The following is a 20,193-nucleotide window of genomic DNA, read 5'->3' on the forward strand; positions in this document are numbered from 1 at the left end:
CCGTGTCCGCAACCCCCCTCTTCACAGGCGGACTTCTGAACAGCGCGACGTGGCGGCGGAGCAGCCGCAGCACCGGAATGAACAACTGTGTGGAAACGGCCGTGCTCTCCGGCGGCCTCCTGGCCGTCCGCGACTCCAAACGGACGGACGGCCCGGCGGTGCTCTTCACCGGGCCCGCCTGGAACGGCTTCCTCGCCTGCGTGCGGGCGCACGGGCCCGCCTGACCGCAACCGGCCCGCCGGGCACCGCACACCGGACCCGGCGGCTCCGCCGTCAGAAGGCCCGGGGCAGCTCCGCCGCCCCCGCGGGGGCGGTCCGCAGGATCACCGCGACGGCCCGCTCGATCTCGTCCCCCGTGAGATCGGCGCGGGCGGTCAGCCGCAGCCGCGAGACGCCGTCCGGAACCGACGGCGGCCGGAAGCACCCCACGGACAGCCCGGCCTCCCGGCAGTCGGCGGCCCACCGCAGGGCCGCCGCCGCCGAGGGGGCCCGTACGGACACCACGGCGGCGTCGGGCCGGGCCGAGGCCAGTCCGGCCGTGGTGAGCCGCCCGTGCAGCAGCGCTGCCACCTCGCGGGCCCGTGCGGCCCGTTCCGGTTCGCGGCGCAGCAGCCGCAGTGCCGCCAGGGCCCCGCCCGCGGCGGCCGGCGCGAGCCCGGTGTCGAAGATGAAGGTGCGGGCCGTGTTGACCAGGTGGCGGATCACCTTGGCCGGGCCGAGGACGGCCCCGCCCTGGCTGCCCAGGGACTTCGAGAGGGTCAGCGTCGCGACCACCCCCGGCGCCCCCGCCAGCCCGGCCGCGTGCAGGGCGCCCCGGCCGCCCTCGCCGAGGACGCCGAGGCCGTGCGCGTCGTCCACGACCAGCGCCGCACCCCGGGCCCTGCAGGCGTCGGCGTAGCCGGCGAGCGGGGCGGCGTCACCGTCGACGGAGAAGACGGAGTCCGTGACCAGCAGGGCGCGCCCGGTGTGCGCGGCGAGCGTCTTGCGGGCGGCCTCCGGATCGGCGTGCGGGATCACCGCCGTCTCGGCGCGGGAGAGCCGGCAGCCGTCGACGATCGAGGCGTGGTTGCCGGAGTCGGAGGCGACGAGGGCGCCCCGGCCGGCGAGCGCGGTGACGGCCGCCAGGTTGGCCGCGTACCCCGAGGACAGCACCAGCGCGGCCTCGAACCCGCAGAAGTCGGCGAGCTTTCGCTCGAGCTCGGCATGAAGTGCGGTCGTGCCGGTCACCAGGCGCGATCCAGTGGCGCCCGCGCCCCACTCCTCGGCCGCCGCGCACGCGCCTCGGACGGTCTCCGGGTGTCGGGACAGGCCGAGGTAGTCGTTGCTCGCGAGGTCCAGCAGGGGCGAGGCGGCGCTGCGGGGCCGCAGGGTCCGCACCAGTCCCGCCTGTTCACGGGCCCGCTCGGCCTCGTCGATCCAGGCGAACACGTCGGCGGGCGCGTCGGCCTCGCGGCTGTGCTGGGGCATTCGGGTCCTCGCGGTTTGTCGGCTGTCCACAGACGATGCCCGACCCTAGCGGCCGCGACTCGAGTGCCAGGTGTGGCGATACACACACTCCGTTCCGGCCATGTTGTGCGATCTCTCCTTGGCCGGGAGCGCTCGCGTGGTCCAGGATCGGCGTCATGGACCTGCTGAACACCCTGGTGGACAAGGGGCTGCGGCGTGAGCTGCCGACCCGCGAAGAGGCGCTCGCCGTGCTGGCGACCTCCGACGACGAACTGCTCGACGTGGTGGCCGCGGCCGGCAAGGTGCGCCGCCAGTGGTTCGGGCGCCGGGTCAAGCTGAACTACCTCGTCAACCTGAAGTCGGGGCTCTGTCCCGAGGACTGCTCCTACTGCTCGCAGCGCCTCGGGTCGAAGGCGGAGATCCTCAAGTACACCTGGCTGAAGCCGGACGAGGCCTCGGCGGCCGCGGCGGCCGGCATCGCGGGCGGCGCCAAGCGCGTGTGCCTGGTGGCGAGCGGCCGCGGCCCGACGGACCGGGACGTGGAGCGCGTCGGCAAGACCATCGAGGCGATCAAGGAGCAGAACGAGGGCGTCGAGGTCTGCGCCTGCCTGGGCCTGCTCTCCGACGGCCAGGCCGAGCGGCTGAAGGACGCCGGGGCCGACGCCTACAACCACAACCTGAACACGTCCGAGGCGACGTACGGGCAGATCACCAAGACGCACACCTACGCCGACCGCGTCGACACGGTGCAGAAGGCGCACGCCGCCGGCCTGTCCGCCTGTTCGGGCCTCATCGCGGGCATGGGCGAGAGCGACGAGGACCTGGTCGACGTCGTCTTCTCGCTGCGCGAGCTCGACCCGGACTCGGTCCCGGTGAACTTCCTGATCCCCTTCGAGGGCACCCCGCTGGCCAAGGAGTGGAACCTCACCCCGCAGCGCTGCCTGCGGATCCTCGCGATGGTCCGGTTCGTCTGCCCGGACGTCGAGGTGCGCCTCGCCGGCGGCCGCGAAGTCCACCTGCGCACCATGCAGCCGCTGGCGCTGCACCTGGTGAACTCGATCTTCCTCGGCGACTACCTCACCAGCGAGGGCCAGGCCGGCCAGGCCGACCTCGACATGATCGCGGACGCCGGCTTCACGGTGGAGGGCGCCGGCACGTCGAGCCTGCCCGCACACCGCGCCGACGTCGCGGCTGCCACTGCGGCCGCGGGTGCGGCGGCCGGTCACGGGCCGTGCGGTTCCGCACCCGCCGAGGCCGGCTGCGGCTCGGCCTGCGGCGGCTGCGCGGGCCACGCGGACCCCACAGGGGCCGCCGCCGAGGCCGCGCCCGCCGCGCCCTCCCAGGCGGAGCCCGGCGCGGTGCGCCCGGACCTGGTCGCGGTGCGCCGCCGCGGCGCCGGCACGGACCTCGCCCCCAATGCCTGACCGGCACCCCCCGCTGACGGCCGGCGAACTGCTCGCCCTGGACCGGCAGCACGTCTGGCACCCGTACGGGCCGATGCCGGGGCGCCAGGAGCCGCTCGTCGTCTCCTCCGCCTCGGGTGTCCGGCTGCGCCTCGCGCAGCCGGCGCACGGCCGCGACGAGCTGGTCGACGGCATGTCCTCCTGGTGGTCGGCCATCCACGGCTACAACCACCCGGTGTTGAACGAGGCAGCGGCCGACCAGCTCGGCCGCATGTCGCACGTGATGTTCGGCGGGCTCACCCACGAGCCCGCCGTCCGGCTGGCCGCGAAGCTCGTCGAGATCACCCCGGAGGGCCTGGAACACGTCTTCCTCTCCGACTCGGGCTCCGTCGCGGTCGAGGTCGCGGCCAAGATGTGCCTGCAGTACTGGCGCTCGCTGGGCCGCCTCGGCAAGAGCCGGCTGATGACCTGGCGCGGCGGCTACCACGGCGACACGTGGACGCCGATGGCCGTCTGCGACCCCAAGGGCGGCATGCACGGGCTGTGGTCCGGCGTCCTGCCGGAGCAGGTCTTCGCGGACGTCCCGCCCGCCGGCTTCGACGCCCCCGTCGACCCGGCGTACGCGGCGCACCTGCGCACGCTGATCGCGGCGCACGCCGACGAGCTGGCCGCCGTCATCGTGGAGCCGGTGGTCCAGGGCGCGGGCGGCATGCGCTTCCACAGCCCCGGCTACCTGCGCGTCCTGCGCGAGCTGTGCGACGAGTACGACGTCCTGCTCGTCCTGGACGAGATCGCGACGGGCTTCGGGCGCACCGGCGCCCTGTTCGCCGCGGACCACGCGGGCATCACGCCCGACGTGATGTGCCTGGGCAAGTCCCTGACCGGCGGGTACCTGACGCTCGCGGCCACGCTGTGCACGGAGCGGGTGGCGTCCGGGATCTCCCGGGGCGAGGTGCCGGTCCTGGCGCACGGGCCGACGTTCATGGGCAACCCGCTGGCCGCCTCGGTGGCGCTGGCCTCGATCGACCTGCTGCTCGGCCAGGACTGGCAGCGGGAGGTCAAGCGGATCGAGGCGGGGCTCCTGGAGGGGCTGGCCCCGGCCCGGGCGCTGCCCGGCGTCCTCGACATGCGGGTCCTGGGCGCGATCGGCGTGGTCCGGCTGGACCACGAGGTGGACATGGCGGCCGCGACGGCGGCGGCGGTGCGCGAGGGCGTCTGGCTGCGGCCGTTCCGCGACCTGGTGTACACGATGCCGCCGTTCGTGACGGGCGACGAGGACGTGGCGCGGATCTGCCGCGCCGTGTGCGCTGCGGCCGGGGAGGGCTGAGATGGGCGTGATCGTGGTGTCCGGGACGGGCACGGAGATCGGCAAGACGGTGGTGACGGCGGCCGTCGCCGCCGCGGCCGCCGCCGAAGGCCGTTCCGTGGCCGTCCTGAAGCCCGCCCAGACCGGCCTGGAGCCGGGGGTTCCGGGGGACGCCGCCGAAGCGGCCCGGCTGGCCGGCCCCCGCGTGACGGCCGTCGAACTGGCCCGGTACCCGGAGCCGCTCGCTCCGGACACGGCGGCGCGGCGTGCCGGGATGGCGGCCGTGACACCCGAGGAGGTCGCGGAGGCCGCGGGCAAGCTCGCCGCCTCGCACGACCTGGTGCTGGTGGAGGGTGCGGGCGGGCTGCTGGTCCGCTTCGACGCGGCCGGGCGCACCCTGGCCGACGCGGCGGCGCTCATGGGCGCTCCGGTGCTGGTCGTCGCGCCCGCGGCCCTCGGCACGCTGAACTCCACGACGCTGACCGCGGAGGCGCTGCGGGCGCGCGGCCTGTCGGCGCTCGGTGTCGTGGTGGGCAGCTGGCCCGCCGCCCCCGACCTCGCCTGCCGCTGCAACCTGGCCGACCTGCCGTCCTCCTCCGGGCTGCCGCTGCTCGGCGCGGTCCCGGAGCGGTCCGGGGCGCTGGCCCCGGAGGAGTTCCGGGCGGCGGCGCCGACCTGGCTGGCGCCGGCACTGTCGGGCACCTGGTCCGCGGCGGACTTCCGGGCCGCTTGGGCGCCCGGCCCGGCGGGTGGGGCGCCGGCGGCCTGAGGGCGGGGCGGCTGCCCGTACCGGCGCGTCCCGCGTTTGCGGGGACCCGTACACGGGCAGCCACGCCACTTTGCTGGTCCTTTACCATGGTGGGCAGAGCCGCGGCCCGGGCTGCCCGCCCGGTCGGCCGGCTCGGACGAACCGCCGTTCCCGGCCGGTTCCGACCGGCACTCCCGACGAAAGGTGTGAGCGTCCGCCCATGGGCGAGCCCCCCAGTAGCCGACATCGCGCGCTGCCCCTCCTCCTGGCCGATCATGGAACGGAGGTGACGGACCGATGACCGAAGTGCTCCTGCTCGTCGTGGCGCTGCTGCTCTGCCTTGCCTGCGGGGTGTTCGTGGCGGCCGAGTTCTCCCTGACCACCGTCGAGCGCAGCGAACTCGAACGGGCCGTCGAGCGCGGCGAACGCGGCGCGGACAGCGCGCTGTCCGCCGTCCGCAGCCTGACCTTCCAGCTCTCCGGAGCGCAGCTGGGCATCACGGTGACCGGCCTGATCATCGGCATGATCTCCGAGCCGTCCATCTCCGCCCTGCTCCGGGGCCCCTTCGAGGCGATGGGCCTGCCGCCCGGCGCCGCCTCCTCCACCGCCGTGGTCCTCGGCACGGCCGTCTCGACCGTCGTGCTGATGGTGGTCGGCGAGCTGGTGCCGAAGAACTGGGCGATCTCCTCACCGCTGGCCGTGGCCAAGCGCGTGGCGACGATGCAGCGTGTCTTCAGCCGGATCTTCCGGCCGTTCATCAGCCACCTGAACACCACCGCGAACCACATGGTGCACCGGCTCGGCATGGAGCCGGCCGAGGAGCTGGCCTCCGCCCGCACCCCCCAGGAGCTGGTGGCGCTGGCCCGGCACTCGGCGAGGGAGGGCGCGCTGGAGCGGGACACCGCCGAGCTGTTCGTGCGGACCCTCAACCTGGCCGACCTGACCGCGGAGAACGTCATGACGCCGCGCGTGCAGGTGACGGCCCTGGACGTGCAGACCACCGCCGAGGACGTCGCCAACGCGACGCTGGCGACCGGCCTGTCGCGCTTCCCGGTCTACCGGGGCAATCTCGACTCCGTGGTGGGCACCGTCCACATCAAGGACGTCCTCGCCCTCCCGGCCGAGGCGCGCCACCGCCACCCCGTATCGCAGCTGCTGCGCGCCCCCCTGTTCGTACCGGAGTCCCTGACCGTGGACCGGCTGCTGGACCGGCTGTCCGGGAAGCAGACGATGGCCGTCGTCATCGACGAGTACGGCGGCACGGCCGGGGTGGCGACCCTGGAGGACATCGTCGAGGAGGTCGTGGGCGAGGTCCGCGACGAGCACGACCCGCACGAGGCCCCCGACCTGGCCCCGGCCGGCCGGGACGGCGCCGGGCGCGAGCTGTACTCGGCGGACGGCTCCGCCCGCACCGACCAGCTGCGGCGGATAGGACTGCGTGTCCCGGACGGCCCGTACGAGACGCTGGCCGGGCTGATGGCGACCGGCCTCGGCCGGATCCCGGCCGTCGGCGACAGCCTGGACCTCGACGGATGGCGGCTCGACGTGGTCGACGCGAGCGGGCGCAGGGCCGCGCGGGTCCTGCTGCACGCACCGGACGGCTCCGGCGACGCCGAGGGCGACGAGGGCGGGGAGACCGCGCGATGACCCTGCTGCAACTCCTGATCGGCCTCGCGACCCTCGTCGTGAACGCCTTCTTCGTCGGCGCCGAATTCGCCCTTATCTCTGTCCGGCGCAGCCAGATCGAGCCGCACGCCGAACAGGGCGACCGGCGGGCCCGGTCCGTCCTGTGGGGCCTGGAGCACGTGTCGGCGCTGATGGCCGCGGCCCAGCTGGGCATCACGCTGTGCACGCTGGTGCTCGGCGCGGTGGCCGAGCCCGCCATCGCGCACCTGCTGGAGCCGGTCTTCGAGCTCGTCGGCGTGCCGTCCGGGCTGGTCCACGCGATCTCGTTCGTGATCGCGCTCACCCTGGCGACGTACCTGCACATGCTCTTCGGCGAGATGCTCCCGAAGAACGTGGCGCTCTCCGAGCCGGTGCGGACGGCCCTGCTCCTGGGGCCGCCGCTGGTGGCGCTGACCCGTGCGCTCCGGCCGGTGATCTTCGCGATCAACGCCTTCGCGAACGTGCTGCTGCGGCTGCTGCGGGTCGACGCGAAGAACGAGGTGTCGGCGACGTTCTCCGACGACGAGCTGGCACAGATCGTCAAGGACTCCAGCGAGGCCGGCCTGATCGACGACCGGGCGAGCGAGCGCCTGCACGACGCACTGGAACTCGGCCGCCGGCCCGTCAGGGACGTCGTCCTGCCGTCGGACCGGGTCGTCGCCGCCAAGCTGGGCATCACCCCGGCGGGCCTGGAGGGGCTGTCGGCCTCCTCGGGCTACTCCCGCTTCCCGGTGGTCGACGGGCAGGCCCGGATCCTGGGCTACCTGCACGTCAAGGACGCGCTGGACGCGGACGGGCCCGAGCGGGACCAGCCGTTCCCGGTGGCGGATCTGCGCGCCATCGCCCAGGTCCGGGCGGACACCCCGCTGGACGACGTGCTCACGGCGATGCGGCGCAGCCGCACGCACCTGGCGGCCGTCCTCGGCGCGGACGGGGCGATGACCGGCCTGGTGACGATGGAGGACGTCCTGCGCGAGCTGTTCGGCCGCCCCGCTTCCGCCTGACGGCCCCGGGGTGCCCGGCACCCCGGGGCTACCGCGCGGTAGGCTCGCAGCGCCATGGGGATCAATGCGTCTTACACCAGCTTCGTCGCGGTCGGCGACTCCTTCACCGAGGGCATGTCCGACCTGCGCCCGGACGGCTCCTACCGGGGATGGGCGGACCTGCTGGCCGCCCGCCTTGCGGCGCGCGAGCCGGGCTTCCGCTACGCGAACCTCGCGGTCCGCGGGAAGCTGATCGGCCAGATCGCGGCCGAGCAGGCCCCGGCCGCGGCGGCGATGCGGGCGGACGTGGTGACCCTCGTCGGCGGGCTCAACGACGCCCTGCGGCCCAAGGTCGACATGGGCCGGGTCCGCGGCCACCTCGAAGAGGCCGTCGGTATCCTGGCCCCCTCGTGCCGGACGCTGGTGCTGATGCGCTCCCCCGGCCGGAACGGCCCGGTGATGGAGCGGTTCCGCCCGCGGATGGAGCAGCTCTTCGGCATCGTCGAGGAGCTCGCCGCCCGGCACGGCGCCGTCGTCGTCGACCTGTACGGCGCAGAGGTCCTCGGCGACCCCCGCATGTGGGACGTGGACCGGCTGCACCTGACCGCCGAGGGGCACCGCAGGGTCGCCGAGGCGGTGTGGCAGTCCCTGGGGCTGCCGGCCGAGGAGGACTGGCGGGCGGGACTGCCGCCCGCGGTGCTGCCGGGCTGGGCGGCCCGCCGCTCGCAGGACCTGAGCTTCGCCCGCCGGCACCTGCTGCCGTGGATCGGCCGCCGGCTGGCGGGCCGCTCCTCCGGGGACGGCCTGCCCGCGAAGCGCCCGGAGCTGGTCCCGTACGAGGCGGCCGCGGCCGAGCGGCCCTCGTAGCAAGGCACAAACCGGGACGGGGTCCCGACCTGCGTAAACGCACAGCACCTCCCCAAGTAGAATCCCTTTACGTGACAGCCAAGCCCCGCATCCCCAATGTCCTGGCCGGCCGCTACGCTTCCCCGGAGCTCGCCGTCCTGTGGTCCCCCGAGTACAAGGTCACGCTGGAGCGGCGGCTGTGGCTCGCCGTGCTGCGCGCCCAGAAGGACCTCGGCATCGACGTCCCCGACGCCGCCCTCGCCGACTACGAGCGCGTCCTGGAGGACGTCGACCTCGCCTCGATCGCCGAGCGCGAGAAGGTCACCCGGCACGACGTGAAGGCCCGCATCGAGGAGTTCAACGCCCTCGCCGGCCACGAGCACGTCCACAAGGGCATGACCTCCCGCGACCTGACCGAGAACGTCGAGCAGCTCCAGATCCGGCTCTCCCTCGAACTGGCCCGCAACCGCACGGTGGCCGTCCTCGCCCGCCTGGGCAGGCTGGCCGGCGAGCACGCCGAGCTGGTCATGGCAGGCCGCTCCCACAACGTCGCCGCCCAGGCGACCACCCTGGGCAAGCGCTTCGCCACCGCGGCAGACGAGCTGCTGGTCGCGTTCGACCGCCTGGAGGACCTGATCGGCCGCTACCCGCTGCGCGGGATCAAGGGCCCGGTCGGCACCGCCCAGGACATGCTGGACCTTCTCGGCGGCGACGCCGCGAAGCTCGCCGACCTGGAGCAGCGGATCGCCGCCCACCTCGGCTTCGCCCAGGCCTTCACCTCGGTCGGCCAGGTCTACCCCCGCTCCCTCGACTACGACGTGGTCACCGCACTCGTGCAGCTGGCCGCGGCGCCGTCCTCGATCGCGAAGACGATCCGGCTCATGGCCGGCCACGAGCTCGTCACCGAGGGCTTCAAGCCGGGCCAGGTCGGCTCCTCCGCGATGCCGCACAAGATGAACACCCGCTCCTGCGAGCGCGTCAACGGCCTGATGGTCATCCTGCGCGGCTACGCCTCGATGACCGGCGAGCTCGCCGGCGACCAGTGGAACGAGGGCGACGTGTCCTGCTCCGTGGTCCGCCGCGTCGCCCTCCCCGATGCGTTCTTCGCCTTCGACGGCCTGCTGGAGACCTTCCTGACGGTCCTCGACGAGTTCGGCGCCTTCCCCGCCGTTGTCGCCCGCGAGTTGGACCGCTACCTGCCGTTCCTCGCGACCACCAAGGTCCTGATGGGCGCAGTGCGGGCGGGCGTCGGCCGTGAGGCCGCCCACGAGGTCATCAAGGAGCACGCGGTGGCCTCCGCGCTCGCCATGCGCGAGCAGGGCGCCGAGCGCAACGAGCTGCTGGACAAGCTGGCCGCCGACGACCGGATGCCGCTGGACCGGGCCCAGCTCGACGCCCTGATGGCCGACAAGCTGTCCTTCACGGGAGCCGCCGGTGACCAGGTCGCGACGATCGTCGCCCGCGTCGAGGAGATCTCCAAGCAGTACCCGGAGGCCGCCGGGTACACCCCGGGGTCGATCCTCTGACCCCCGAGGAGCTTCAGGCCGCCCGCGACCGCGTCGTCCCCGACGTGGTCGCGGGCGGCCTGCGCGTGCTGTTCTGCGGTATCAACCCCGGTCTCCTCTCCGCCGCGACGGGCCACCACTTCGCCCGCCCCGGCAACCGCTTCTGGCCGGTCCTGCACCTGTCCGGCTTCACCCCCCGCCGCCTGGCCCCGGCGGAGCAGGAGCAGCTGCTGGCCTACCGGCTGGGCATCACGAACGTCGTCGCCCGGGCCACGGCCCGCGCCGACGAGCTGACCGCTCAGGAGCTCGTCGAGGGCGGCCGGATCCTGACCGCCAAGGTCGAGCGGCTGCGCCCGCAATGGCTGGCCGTCGTCGGTGTCACCGCCTACCGCACCGCCTGCGGCGAGCGGAAGGCCCTCATCGGCCCGCAGGAGCGGACCATCGGCCGCACCCGGATCTGGGCCCTGCCGAACCCCAGCGGACTCAACGCCCACTGGACGGCAGAGACCATGGCAGCGGAGTTCGCCCGCCTCCGCGCCGCCGCCGAATCCCCCGCACCCGACGACGACGCCTGACCGGAAGCCGGCTCCCCGCCTGCCGGCCGCTCGACCACACCCGTCCGACACCCGAAGGCGTAGGGGCCCTGCCCTCACGGGATCTACGGCGGGTCGATCACGGTGACCGCCGCCATCAGCTGCGGCGAGTGGTCGGCCCCCCAGCGGGCCGCGTACACGGCGACCCACCGGTCACCGGCCCGCCACAGGTGCAGGTGGTCGGCGGTGTCGCCCATCTCCCGCCAGGGCTCTGCGGTTTCCCCACCTCCCTGCTTCAGCCGCAGCCCGATTAGGCTGAACACGTCGGAGGCCCCCCAGCGGTCCTCCAGCCGCCGGACCAGCGCCCCGTACTCCGCGGCCAGCTGGTCCTCGTGTGCCGCGCGGTCGGCCGCGTCCTCGTCCCCGTACCAGCGGCTCGGTCCGAGCTCGGCCAGGTGGTAGCCGGGACCGCTGGTCACGGCCCCGGACCGCACCCTGGTCTCCGAAAACCCCTGCACGCGGAGCCGGTCGATGGTCTCGAGATGCTCTGCCGTGGTCATGCCGTCAGTATCCGAGCCGCCACTGACAACTGGCGGGTCGTCACGTCCCGTCAGGCGTCCCGGTGGCGGACCGCCAGCCAGCCCGCGGCCAGCGCGGCGAGCGCCCACAGCGCGCTCACACCCAGCCCGGTCCACGGGCCGAGCGCCCCGTGCTCCACGCTCCGCAGCACCATCTGCCCGGCGCGGTCGGGCAGGTACTGCGCCGGTCCTCCCACGAGCCCGCCGATGACGAAGGAGACGATGAGGATCAGCGGTATGAGCAGACCCAGGACGAGGGTGCCACTGCGCAGGACCGCTGTGAGGCCGGCTGCGAACAGCGCCATCACCATCAGGTAGAGGCCGCTGCCGACGACGGCCCGGCCCGCACCGGGTGTGTCCCATCCCGGCGCGGACGCCCCGCCGAGCGCCTGCCCGGCTGTGAAGGAGGCGAGCCCCGCAGCCAATCCGACAGCAAGGGCCAGGGCGGCGACCACTGCCATTTTGGAGAGGTAGAACCGGGTGCGGTTCGGAACGGAGGTGAGGGAGACGCGCAGTCCGCCGTTGTGGAACTCGGCGGCGAAGGCGCTCGCGCCGAAGGCTATGGCCGCTATCTGCCCGAAGTTGATCCCGAAGAAGGCGGCGAACAGGGGGTCCTCGCCGAGGCTGCCGTCCTCCACGGTGCCTGCGGCGGCGGACAGCGCCTGAATGCCGGCAGTGGCGACGAGTATCGCGGTCAGGGCCCCGACGGTGCCCCGGAGCGACCGTATCTTGATCCATTCCGCGTGCAGGGCGGGTCGGGTGGGCAGTGCGGTTCCGTACACGGCAGGTCTCCTCTGCTGTAGGGGCGGAGATGTCAGCGGGCGGTGGTGAATTCGGCGTGGACCGCGGTGAGGTCGAGGTAGGCCTGCTCCAGCGAGACCTGCTCGTCGGCCAGTTCGAGCACGGGTATGCCCTCGCGGGCCGCGAGCGCTCCGATCCGCTCCGCCCGGACCCCTTCGACGGTCCAGTGGCCCGAGCCCTCCACCGCCTCCAGGCCGGCTTCGGCGAGCGCCGCCCGCAGGCGTCCCGGCTCCGAGGTACGCAGCCGGACGCGTGGCGTGCTGCGCTCCTCGATGAACGCCGCGGTCGGCGTATCGGCGAGCAGTCTGCCCCGGCCCAGGATGAGGAGGTGGTCGGCGAAGGCGGCGGTCTCCGACATCAGGTGGCTGGAGACGAGCACGGTCCGGCCCTCTGCGGCCAGGCCGCGCATCAGCTCCCGGATCCAGATGATGCCCTCCGGGTCGAGGCCGTTGGCGGGCTCGTCGAGCAGGATGACGCCGGGGTCGCCGAGGAGGGCGGCGGCTATGCCGAGCCGCTGCCGCATGCCCAGCGAGTACGTCTTGATCCTCCGGTCGGCGGCGGGCGCGATGCCCGTCCGCTCCAGCACCTCTTCCACCCGTCGCGCCGGGATGCGGTTGGCGGCCGCCAGGGCGCGCAGGTGGCTGCGGGCGGTCCGCGAGCCGTGCGCGGCGTGGGCGTCGAGCAGAGCGCCGACGCGCAGCAGGGGCTGTTCGAGGTCGGTGTACCGGAGGCCGCCGACGGTGGCCGTGCCGGACGTGGCCCGGTCGAGGCCCAGAAGGAGCCGGAGGGTGGTCGACTTCCCGGCGCCGTTGGGGCCCAGGAAGCCCGTCACCCGGCCGGGAAGGACATCGAAGGTGAGGTGGTCCACGGCCGTCTTCGCGCCGTATTCCTTGGTCAGTGCCCGCATTTGGATCGTGTTCATGCCTCAAGGTTGGCCGCGGCCGGCGTCTTCGATCCTCCCCCGCGCGGGGGGACCGTCTCCCCCGTGCGGGGGAGGAGCCGTGTGCTCGGCCGCTGACACGATGGGGCCATGAACCGACTGATCAGGGCGCCTCTCCAACCGCTCACCTATTCGCGCTGGTTGCACCTGTGCGTGCCCATGCTGCTGGTGGCGCTGTGGGGGTTCATAGACCCACGGCACCTGTGGGTGCCCGCCCTGGTGATCGCGCCGCTCGGTCTGCTGCCTCGGGTGCGGATGGCCGAGGGCCTGCAGGCCCGCTTCCTCCTCACCCCCGACGAATGGAGCTCCGGCGAGGGCGCCATATCGGCGTCCTCGTCGAAGCGGTGGGGGGACCGGTGGCGGACGGTCCTGTGGCTGGAGGTGCGCATGCTGCTGGCGGCCGCGGCGATGTTCGCGACTGTCGTCCTCGCGATGGCCACCGTCGAACTGCTGGCCGTCGCCCTCGGCTTCCCCTTGGAGAACGCGGAGGTGCTGCCGGTGGTGCCGCCGCGCTGGCTGGCCGCAGTGCTCGTTCCGCTGCCCCCTCTGGCGCTGGTCACGGTGGTGCATCTGATGGGGGACCTGGTCACCCTTGTCGCGGTGCGGCTGCTGGGGCCGTCGACCGCGGACCGGCTGTCCGTCCTGGAGGAGCGGACCGAGCAGTTGCTGGAGCGCACGCGGATCGCGCGGGAGCTGCACGACACGATCGGACACGCACTGACCGTGGCCGTGGTGCAGGCCGGCGCAGCGCGCGCTGCGGGTGATCCTGCGTTCACCAAGCGGGCGTTGGATGCCATCGAGGAGACGGGGCGCGCCGCCTTGGAAGACCTGGAGCGCGTGCTGGTGCTGCTGCGGCATGCGGGGCCCCGGCCGTCCCAGCGGCCGACCCTCGCGGACGCCGGCCGGCTGCTGGAGTCCACGCGGGCCTCGGGCGCGGAGGTGGACGCGGAACTGGACGGGTCGCTGGACTCGCTGCCGGGACCCGTTTCCCAGGAGGCGTACCGGATCCTGCAGGAGGCGCTCACGAACGTGCTGCGGCACTGCGGACCGGTCCCGGTGCGGGTCCGGGTGGACGTGACGAAGAAGGGACTGGAGTTGGAGGTGACCAATCCGCTGCCGGCGGACATGGAGGAGGCCGGCCCCGGCGGGAGCGGGAGCGGGCTGCGGGGCATACGGCAGCGGGCGGCCCTGCTCGGCGGGACCGCCGACACGGGTCCGCATGCAGGGCGGTGGAGGGTCAGGGCCCGGCTGCCGTTGAAGGGCATAGGCTGAGCGGATGTCTGTCACGGTTCTGCTCGTCGACGACGAGCCGCTGGTGCGTGCGGGTCTGCGCGCTGTACTGGACGCACAGCCCGACATCGAGGTGGTCGGGGAGGCCGCCGACGGGGCGGCCGTGATCCCGCTGGTGCGGAAGCTCCGGCCGGACGTGGTGGCGATGGACGTGCGGATGCCGCTGCTGGACGGCATCGAGGCGACCAAGGCGGTCCTGAAGAGCATCGACGAACCGCCGAAGATCCTGGTGGTGACGACTTTCGAAAACGACGAGTACGTGTACCGGGCGCTGCGGGCGGGGGCCGACGGGTTCCTGCTGAAGCGGGCCCGGCCGTCCGAGATCGTGCACGCCGTGCGGCTGGTCGCGGAAGGGGAGACCCTCCTCTTCCCGGCGGCGGTGCGGTCGCTCGCCGCGGAGTACGGAACGAGTTCGGCGCGGGCCCGGCTGGAGCGGGCGGCGTTGACGGAGAGGGAGGAGGAAGTGCTGCGGCGGATGGCACGCGGGATGACGAACGCGGAGATCGCGGCCGAGATGTTCGTGGGGGCCGAGACCGTGAAGTCCCACGTGAGTGCGGTGCTCGCGAAGCTGGGTGCTCGGGACCGGACACAGGCGGTGATCGCGGCGTACGAGTCGGGGTTCGTAGCCCCGGCCTGAGAGGGCGCAGCCGCCGCCGCGGGGTGCGGCCAGGGGGGCGCTTCTCGCCGCCGCCGGGGGCGGGCAGTACGATCCGGCTGACAGGCTCGCCGGCTGGGAGGAAACGACGTTGGGGCAGCTGACCGGCGGGGATCCCTCTCTGCTCCGGCGGATCAATTCGGCCGTGGTGCTGCGTGCGCTGCGGGCCGCCCAGTCGCCGACGCTCACCGACCTCACGCGGGTGACCGGGCTCTCCCGGCCGACCGTCGAGGGCGTCGTGGAGCAGCTGATGGGCACCGGGCTCGTCGTCGAGGCGGAGGCCGAGGAGGGTGCCAGGCGCCAGGGGCGGCCTGCCCGCCGCTTCCGGTTCCGGGCCGAGGCGGGACACCTGCTCGGCATCGAGATCGGCTCCCACCGGATCGCGGTCCTGCTGTCCGGGCTGGACGGCCGGGTCATCGGGGCCGGTACGAAGGACGTCGCCGAGACGGCGCCGGCGGACGAGCGGCTCGACAAGGTCCGTGCGGCGGTGGCCGATCTGCTGCGGCGGGCCGGGGTGCCCCGGGACTCTCTGCGGGCGGTCGGGGTCGGCAGTCCGGGGATCGTGGAGGCGGACGGCACGGTGCGTCTGGGCACGGCCCTGCCGGAGTGGACGGGGCTGCCGCTCGGCGAGCGGCTGCGGAGGTCGTTCCGCTGCCCGGTGCAGGTGGAGAACGACGCGAACGCGGCTGCGCTGGCCGAGCACTGGAAGGGGGCGGCGCAGGACACCGACGACATGGTGTTCGTGATGGCCGGTCTCAGCCCGGGTGCGGGCTCGCTGATCGGCGGCCGGCTGCACCGCGGGTACGGCGGGGCGGCCGGCGAGATCGGCGCGCTGCACCTGCTGGGCCGGGAGGTGACGCCCGAGAAGCTGCTCTCGACGACGGGCGAGCCGCTGCACCCCTTGGACGAGCAGGCGGTGGCCGAGGTGTTCGCCATGGCCCGGCGCGGGGACGAGCGGGCCGTGGCCGCGGTGGAGCGGTTCATCCAGCGGCTCGTGCACGATGTGGCTGCGCTGGTGCTGGCCATGGACCCCGAGCTGGTGGTCGTGGGTGGCTGGGCCGCCGGGCTGGACGGCGTCCTGGATCCGCTGCGGCGGGAGCTGGAGCGTTACTGCCTGCGTCCGCCGCGGGTGGCGCAGTCCCTGCTCGGCGAGGCCGCGGTGGCGACCGGCGCCCTGCGGCTGGCGCTGGACCAGGTCGAGGAGGAGCTGTTCGCCGTGGAGAAGTCGGTCACCTCCCGCCGCCGCTAGGCCGCCCCGTTTGGGTCCTGCCGGTCAAGCCCGCGTCGTCCGGTGCGGTGCACCGCAAGACGGAGGGCTCTCCGCGTACTGGGGCACGCGGGCGCGGCGAAACGGCAAGGTGCGGTACCGGGCAGCGCAGGCATGAGAGCACCGCCCAGCGGAGCTGGGGGGAGCCCGAGGCGGAAGAGACGGCCTGCGCCCCGGGCGGGAGGCCGTGTCCCCGGCGTTCGCTCCCGGTCCGTCCTCGGTGGCGGTGACCCGCAGCGGCCCCGGGCGGGCGTCACTGCCTCCAGTCCGCCTCGGGGCCGCGCGCCCTCCCCCGGGCCCCGGGCGCGGCGCTGTCACGGTTCTCCTCGGGGCCGCGTATCGGCTCCTCCTCCCGGCGCGGGGCGCGGAGCCGGCTCCCGGTCTCCGTCCTGGCCGCGCGGCCTTCCCAGCCCGGAGCGCGGAGCTGCCCCCAGTCATCCCGCCCAGCCGCGCCCGCTGCACGGCCCGGGCGTGGGGCAGCCCCCGGGCGGGTGGCTGACGGGGGCCGTGGACCGGGGTGGTCGTACGGGGTCAGGAAGCGGCGCGGTCCTCGTGCGCGATCTCGACGCCCGAGTCGCCGAAGGTGAGGCGGCAGGTGTCGGCGCGGTAGGTGGCGACGGAGACGGCGGCCGTGCCGGAGGCCGTGAAGTAGCGGGTGGTGACCACCAGGACGGGGGCGCCGGGCAGGCGGTCCAGTTCCTTGGCGTCGTCGGCGCGCGCCGAGCCGAGCTCGACCGAGCGGTCCTGGCCGTCCAGGGTGAGCCGCTGGAGTTCCCGCAGGACGGCGCGGGCGCGGGCCGGTCCGGCCGGGGCATCGATGGCGGCCAGGCCGGGCACGGAGCCGGTGGGGACGTACAGCAGTTCGGCGGCGACGGACTGGCCGTGCGTGACGCGGGTCCGCCGCACGGTGTGGACCGGCTGCTCGGCGGCGGTGCCGAGGAGGCCGACCACCGCGGCGGGCGGGAGTGCCTCGGCCGCGTCGACGGCCTGCCAGCCGTCGGCCTCCTCGCCGGGCCAGCCCTGGCGGGCTCCGCCGACGGCGACGCCGACCCGCGGCGGGGCGACGGTGGTGCCGACGCCGCGGCGGCGCTGGAGGCGGCCTTCGAGTTCGAGCTGCTCCAAGGCCTGGCGCAGGGTCGCGCGGGCCACGCCGAAGCGGGCGGCGAGCTCCCGCTCGTTCGGCAGGACCTCACCGACGGCGAAGTCGCGGTCGAGTGCCTCGCTCAGGACGGTCTTGAGGTGCCAGTACTTCGGCTCCGGCACCGTTTCCAGCTGCGTGGTCCCCACCCTGACTCCTCCTGCCATCGCTGCAATCGCCGTGTTCCAGCGGCAGTTCCGCGCCCTTGTTTATTAAAGGTTCTTGCACTATCCCTGCGACCATAGGACGGTGCGGCACCTTGGTCAAGACCAATGGTCCCCCCTTTCCCGGGCAGACCGGGCATTCGCATCGCGCCGTTCATGCGATGTTCGTGCGCGCCCCGAGCCGCCCATGTGGACATCCGAGGCTCCCCCGCAGGCAGTCGGCCGCTCGCCCCGCCCCGCCGCGGGTCCGCCCCGACACGCCCGCACCGCAGGCTTGTAGTGACGCCCTACCGGGCGGTAATCATGACGTAGTCATTACTGACAGCCTGTCTCACACGCGTCTCCCCGACGAGGAGCAGCATGACCGCCACGGTTTCCTTCCCGGTCGACACACCGCTGGGCCCCCGCACCGCCACCGTCACGTACGAGCGCAAGGGCTCCGGCGAACCGCTCCTCCTCCTGCACGGCATAGGGCACCACCTGCAGGCCTGGGAGCCGGTGACCGACATCCTGGCCGCCGAGCACGACGTCATCGCGGTCGACCTCCCCGGCTTCGGGACCTCCGAGCCCCTGCCGGAAGGCGTCCCGTACGACCTGCCGACCGTCGCCGCCGCCCTCGGCTCGCTCTGCTCGGTGCTGGGCGCCGACCGCCCGCACGTCGTCGGCAACTCCCTCGGCGGGCTCCTCGCACTCGAGATGGGCCGCGACAGCCTGGCCCGCTCGGTGACGGCGCTCTCCCCGGCCGGCTTCTGGACCGAGGCCGAGCGCCGGTACGCCTTCGCCACCCTGCGGGCGATGCGGGTCGGCGCGATGGCCCTGCCGCTGTCGACGCTGGAGCGCCTCTCCCACAGCGCCGCCGGCCGGACCGCGCTCACCGGCACCATCTACGCCCGCCCCGCGCGCCGTTCGCCGGAGGCCGTGGTCGCCGAGACACTGGCCCTCCGGCAGGCCACCGGCTTCGAGGAGACCCTGGCGGCGGGCCGCTCGGTGCGCTTCACCGACGACGTCCCGGATGTTCCGGTCACCATCGCCTGGGGCTCGCGGGACCGGCTGCTCCTGCCCCGCCAGGGGGTACGGGCCAAGCACGTCGTCCGTGACGCCCGGCTGGTGCGGCTGCGCGGCTGCGGCCACGTCCCGATGAACGACGACCCCGCACTGGTCGCCCGAGTGGTTCTTGACACCGTACGGACCACCGGCCGCCCGACCCGCTGAAACGGGCACGGCGTGTAGCGGTCACGTCGAGATCCGTCGTCCCCCGAAAACAGGGCGAAATCGGCCAGATTGACACTTAACCAGCCGGACACAGACCGTTCGTGATCACGCAACACCCCTCGGCCACAGTGGCGTGCATGACTGAACAGCTCTCCGCCTCCGCCCGCCCCCACCACCACCGCCACCACTGGCGCCGCGACGTCATCGAACTGGCCGCGCTCTTCTGCGCCGTCGCGGTCGCCGACGGCATCGCCAACCTCGTCGTGCACGGCCCGAGCGGCCCCACGCTGCTCGTCGCCTCGGCCGCGGCGCTCGTGCTGACGGCGGCGTTCCACACCTGGTGGGCGCGCCGCCACGGCCACGCCCCGCCGCCCGCGAGCACGGCGCCCTCCGATACGGGGGCCGCGGGGCCCCTTACCGAACCGGCCGCCGCGCCGGAGGCGCCCGCCGCGGGCGCGTCCGCCCTGTGGCGCATGCGGACGACCGTGCGCGACGAGCCCGGCAGTCTGGCCGCGCTGTGCACGGCGCTCGCGCGGGCCGGCGTGGACATCCTGACCCTGCAGACGCACCCGCTGCCCGAGGGCGGCACCGTCGACGAGTTCCTGCTGCGCGCACCCGGCGGACTGCCGTCCGCCGACCTCACCCGCGCCGCCGCGGATGCCGGCGGCCGGGACACCTGGATCGAGCGGGCCGACGCCCACGACCTGGTCGACCCGCCGACCCGCCTGCTCGCCCTCGCCACCCGCACCGCACTGGACGCCGCCGAACTGCCGCTGTCGCTGCGCCGGCTGCTCGGCCGCTGCACCATCCACTCCGTCCCCGCGACCACCCTGTCCGGGCGCCCCAACTCGGACGCCGACGTCCCGCCCGAGGGTGTCCTCGAGTCCACGGTCATGCGGCTGCGCGACCCCTCGGGAGGGGCCATCACCGTGGAGCGGCCCCATCTGCCCTTCACCCCGACCGAGTTCGCCCGCGCCCGCGCCCTCATCGAGCTCGACGCCCGGCTCGGCCCGCGCGTCCCGCGCAGCCAGGACGTCCTGACGCTGCCGGAGGGCAACGAGATCACCGTGCGCCGCGCCGACGGCTCCGACCTGGCCGCCGCCCGTGCCATGCACGACCGCTGCTCCGAGCGCACCCTCGGCCTGCGCTACCACGGGCCGGTCGCCGACGCCGACCGCTACCTCGACCACCTGCTCGGCCCGCGCTTCGGCCGCACCCTGGCCGCGACCACCGCTTCCGGCAGGCTCATCGCCCTCGGCCACCTGTTGTGGGACGGGGACGAGACCGAGGTCGCCCTGCTGATCGAGGACGAGTGGCAGCGCCGCGGAATCGGCTCCGAACTGCTGCGGCGGCTCGTCGCGATGGCCGTCGAGGCGGGGTGCGGCAGCGTCTACGCCGTCACCCAGGCCTCCAACACGGGCATGGTCGCGGCGATGCGCGGCCTCGGGCTGCCCCTCGATTACCAGGTCGAGGACGGCACCCTCGTGATCACCGCCCGCCTTGAGCCTGCCACCGCCGCGGCGACGACCCCGCAGGCGCAGCAGCGGTCCGCCGGCTGACGGCCGCCGCCGGGCCGCCGCCCGCGGCCCGGCCGGCCCGCTGCCGGCCTCTGCGGCCGCCCGCCGCCGTGTCCGCAGGGGCAGCCCCGGCGGGCGATCCGGGCGCACGGCCGTGGCACAACGGGCCGGGGTCCGCAGGCCCACAGCGAACGCT

At 74.2% G+C, this 20,193-nt stretch carries 19 protein-coding genes; 14 read left to right on the forward strand and 5 right to left on the reverse strand.

The features are described 5' to 3' along the window. Positions 1–2 precede the first annotated feature (2 nt). Positions 3–224 (forward strand): DUF397 domain-containing protein, encoded by a 222-nt coding sequence (locus tag IE170_RS25490; RefSeq protein WP_189811768.1) that lies wholly within the window; start codon positions 3–5, stop codon positions 222–224. A 49-nt stretch (positions 225–273) separates the two neighbouring features. On the opposite strand, the gene IE170_RS25495 is transcribed toward IE170_RS25490, so the two are convergent. Continuing rightward, positions 274–1,467: an 8-amino-7-oxononanoate synthase gene (locus IE170_RS25495; RefSeq protein WP_189811769.1), complete on the reverse strand. Its 1,194-nt coding sequence runs from the start codon at positions 1,465–1,467 to the stop codon at positions 274–276. 155 nt (positions 1,468–1,622) lie between these two features. Here IE170_RS25495 and bioB point away from each other — a divergent pair, with 155 nt between their 5' ends. From bioB to mug, 8 genes are all read left to right on the forward strand, one after another. Beyond that, complete coding sequence (bioB, locus tag IE170_RS25500) at positions 1,623–2,870, forward strand: biotin synthase BioB (protein WP_189811770.1); 1,248 nt, start codon at positions 1,623–1,625, stop codon at positions 2,868–2,870. Next, positions 2,863–4,176 carry an adenosylmethionine--8-amino-7-oxononanoate transaminase gene (locus IE170_RS25505; RefSeq protein WP_189811771.1) on the forward strand — a complete coding sequence of 438 codons (1,314 nt, stop codon included), beginning with the start codon at positions 2,863–2,865 and terminating at the stop codon, positions 4,174–4,176. The genes bioB and IE170_RS25505 overlap by 8 nt, the downstream gene beginning before the upstream one ends. Before the next feature lies 1 nt (position 4,177). After that, the gene (gene bioD, locus IE170_RS25510; protein WP_189811772.1) at positions 4,178–4,924 is read left to right on the forward strand and encodes a dethiobiotin synthase; all 747 of its coding nucleotides are present in this window, start codon (positions 4,178–4,180) and stop codon (positions 4,922–4,924) included. 276 nt (positions 4,925–5,200) lie between these two features. After that, positions 5,201–6,550 carry a hemolysin family protein gene (locus IE170_RS25515; RefSeq protein ID WP_189811773.1) on the forward strand — a complete coding sequence of 450 codons (1,350 nt, stop codon included), beginning with the start codon at positions 5,201–5,203 and terminating at the stop codon, positions 6,548–6,550. Continuing rightward, positions 6,547–7,572, forward strand: a complete 1,026-nt coding sequence (locus tag IE170_RS25520; RefSeq protein ID WP_189811774.1) for a hemolysin family protein — start codon at positions 6,547–6,549, stop codon at positions 7,570–7,572. Before IE170_RS25515 ends, IE170_RS25520 begins: the two co-directional genes overlap by 4 nt. A 54-nt stretch (positions 7,573–7,626) precedes the next feature. After that, complete coding sequence (locus tag IE170_RS25525) at positions 7,627–8,418, forward strand: SGNH/GDSL hydrolase family protein (protein WP_189811775.1); 792 nt, start codon at positions 7,627–7,629, stop codon at positions 8,416–8,418. 71 nt (positions 8,419–8,489) lie between these two features. Further along, a complete protein-coding gene (gene purB, locus IE170_RS25530; RefSeq protein ID WP_189811776.1) occupies positions 8,490–9,923 on the forward strand; it encodes an adenylosuccinate lyase in 1,434 nt (477 codons plus the stop codon). Continuing rightward, positions 9,920–10,477: a G/U mismatch-specific DNA glycosylase gene (gene mug / locus IE170_RS25535; protein WP_189811854.1), complete on the forward strand. Its 558-nt coding sequence runs from the start codon at positions 9,920–9,922 to the stop codon at positions 10,475–10,477. Before purB ends, mug begins: the two co-directional genes overlap by 4 nt. An 83-nt stretch (positions 10,478–10,560) precedes the next feature. On the opposite strand, the gene IE170_RS25540 is transcribed toward mug, so the two are convergent. The 3 genes from IE170_RS25540 to IE170_RS25550 are packed head-to-tail and all read right to left on the reverse strand — an operon-like array spanning position 10,561 to position 12,736. After that, positions 10,561–10,995: a hypothetical protein gene (locus IE170_RS25540; RefSeq protein WP_189811777.1), complete on the reverse strand. Its 435-nt coding sequence runs from the start codon at positions 10,993–10,995 to the stop codon at positions 10,561–10,563. Between the two features lie 50 nt (positions 10,996–11,045). After that, on the reverse strand, positions 11,046–11,795 hold the full coding sequence (locus tag IE170_RS25545) for an ABC transporter permease (protein WP_229885152.1): 750 nt from the start codon (positions 11,793–11,795) through the stop codon (positions 11,046–11,048). 32 nt (positions 11,796–11,827) lie between these two features. Then, entirely contained in the window at positions 11,828–12,736 is a 909-nt protein-coding gene (locus tag IE170_RS25550) for an ATP-binding cassette domain-containing protein (protein WP_189811778.1), read from the reverse strand. A 108-nt stretch (positions 12,737–12,844) separates the two neighbouring features. On the opposite strand from IE170_RS25550, the gene IE170_RS25555 reads away from it, so the two are divergent. The 3 genes from IE170_RS25555 to IE170_RS25565 all read left to right on the forward strand — a co-directional run bounded on the left by IE170_RS25555 (position 12,845) and on the right by IE170_RS25565 (position 15,948). Then, positions 12,845–14,026, forward strand: coding sequence for a sensor histidine kinase (locus IE170_RS25555; protein WP_189811779.1), 1,182 nt, complete (start codon positions 12,845–12,847; stop codon positions 14,024–14,026). Positions 14,027–14,030: 4 nt separating this feature from the next. Further along, on the forward strand, positions 14,031–14,681 hold the full coding sequence (locus IE170_RS25560; RefSeq protein ID WP_189811780.1) for a response regulator transcription factor: 651 nt from the start codon (positions 14,031–14,033) through the stop codon (positions 14,679–14,681). A 109-nt stretch (positions 14,682–14,790) separates the two neighbouring features. Continuing rightward, entirely contained in the window at positions 14,791–15,948 is a 1,158-nt protein-coding gene (locus tag IE170_RS25565) for an ROK family transcriptional regulator (protein ID WP_189811781.1), read from the forward strand. Positions 15,949–16,497: 549 nt separating this feature from the next. Here the strand turns inward: IE170_RS25565 and IE170_RS25570 are convergent. Then, positions 16,498–17,253 carry a GntR family transcriptional regulator gene (locus tag IE170_RS25570; RefSeq protein WP_189811782.1) on the reverse strand — a complete coding sequence of 252 codons (756 nt, stop codon included), beginning with the start codon at positions 17,251–17,253 and terminating at the stop codon, positions 16,498–16,500. 375 nt (positions 17,254–17,628) lie between these two features. Between IE170_RS25570 and IE170_RS25575 the strand changes: the two genes are divergently transcribed. Then, on the forward strand, positions 17,629–18,480 hold the full coding sequence (locus IE170_RS25575; protein ID WP_189811783.1) for an alpha/beta fold hydrolase: 852 nt from the start codon (positions 17,629–17,631) through the stop codon (positions 18,478–18,480). 137 nt (positions 18,481–18,617) lie between these two features. Further along, entirely contained in the window at positions 18,618–20,039 is a 1,422-nt protein-coding gene (locus IE170_RS25580) for a GNAT family N-acetyltransferase (protein ID WP_189811784.1), read from the forward strand. The last annotated feature ends 154 nt before the right edge of the window (positions 20,040–20,193 follow it).

The organism is Streptomyces toxytricini, assembly GCF_014649915.1.
Taxonomy (GTDB): domain Bacteria; phylum Actinomycetota; class Actinomycetes; order Streptomycetales; family Streptomycetaceae; genus Streptomyces; species Streptomyces toxytricini.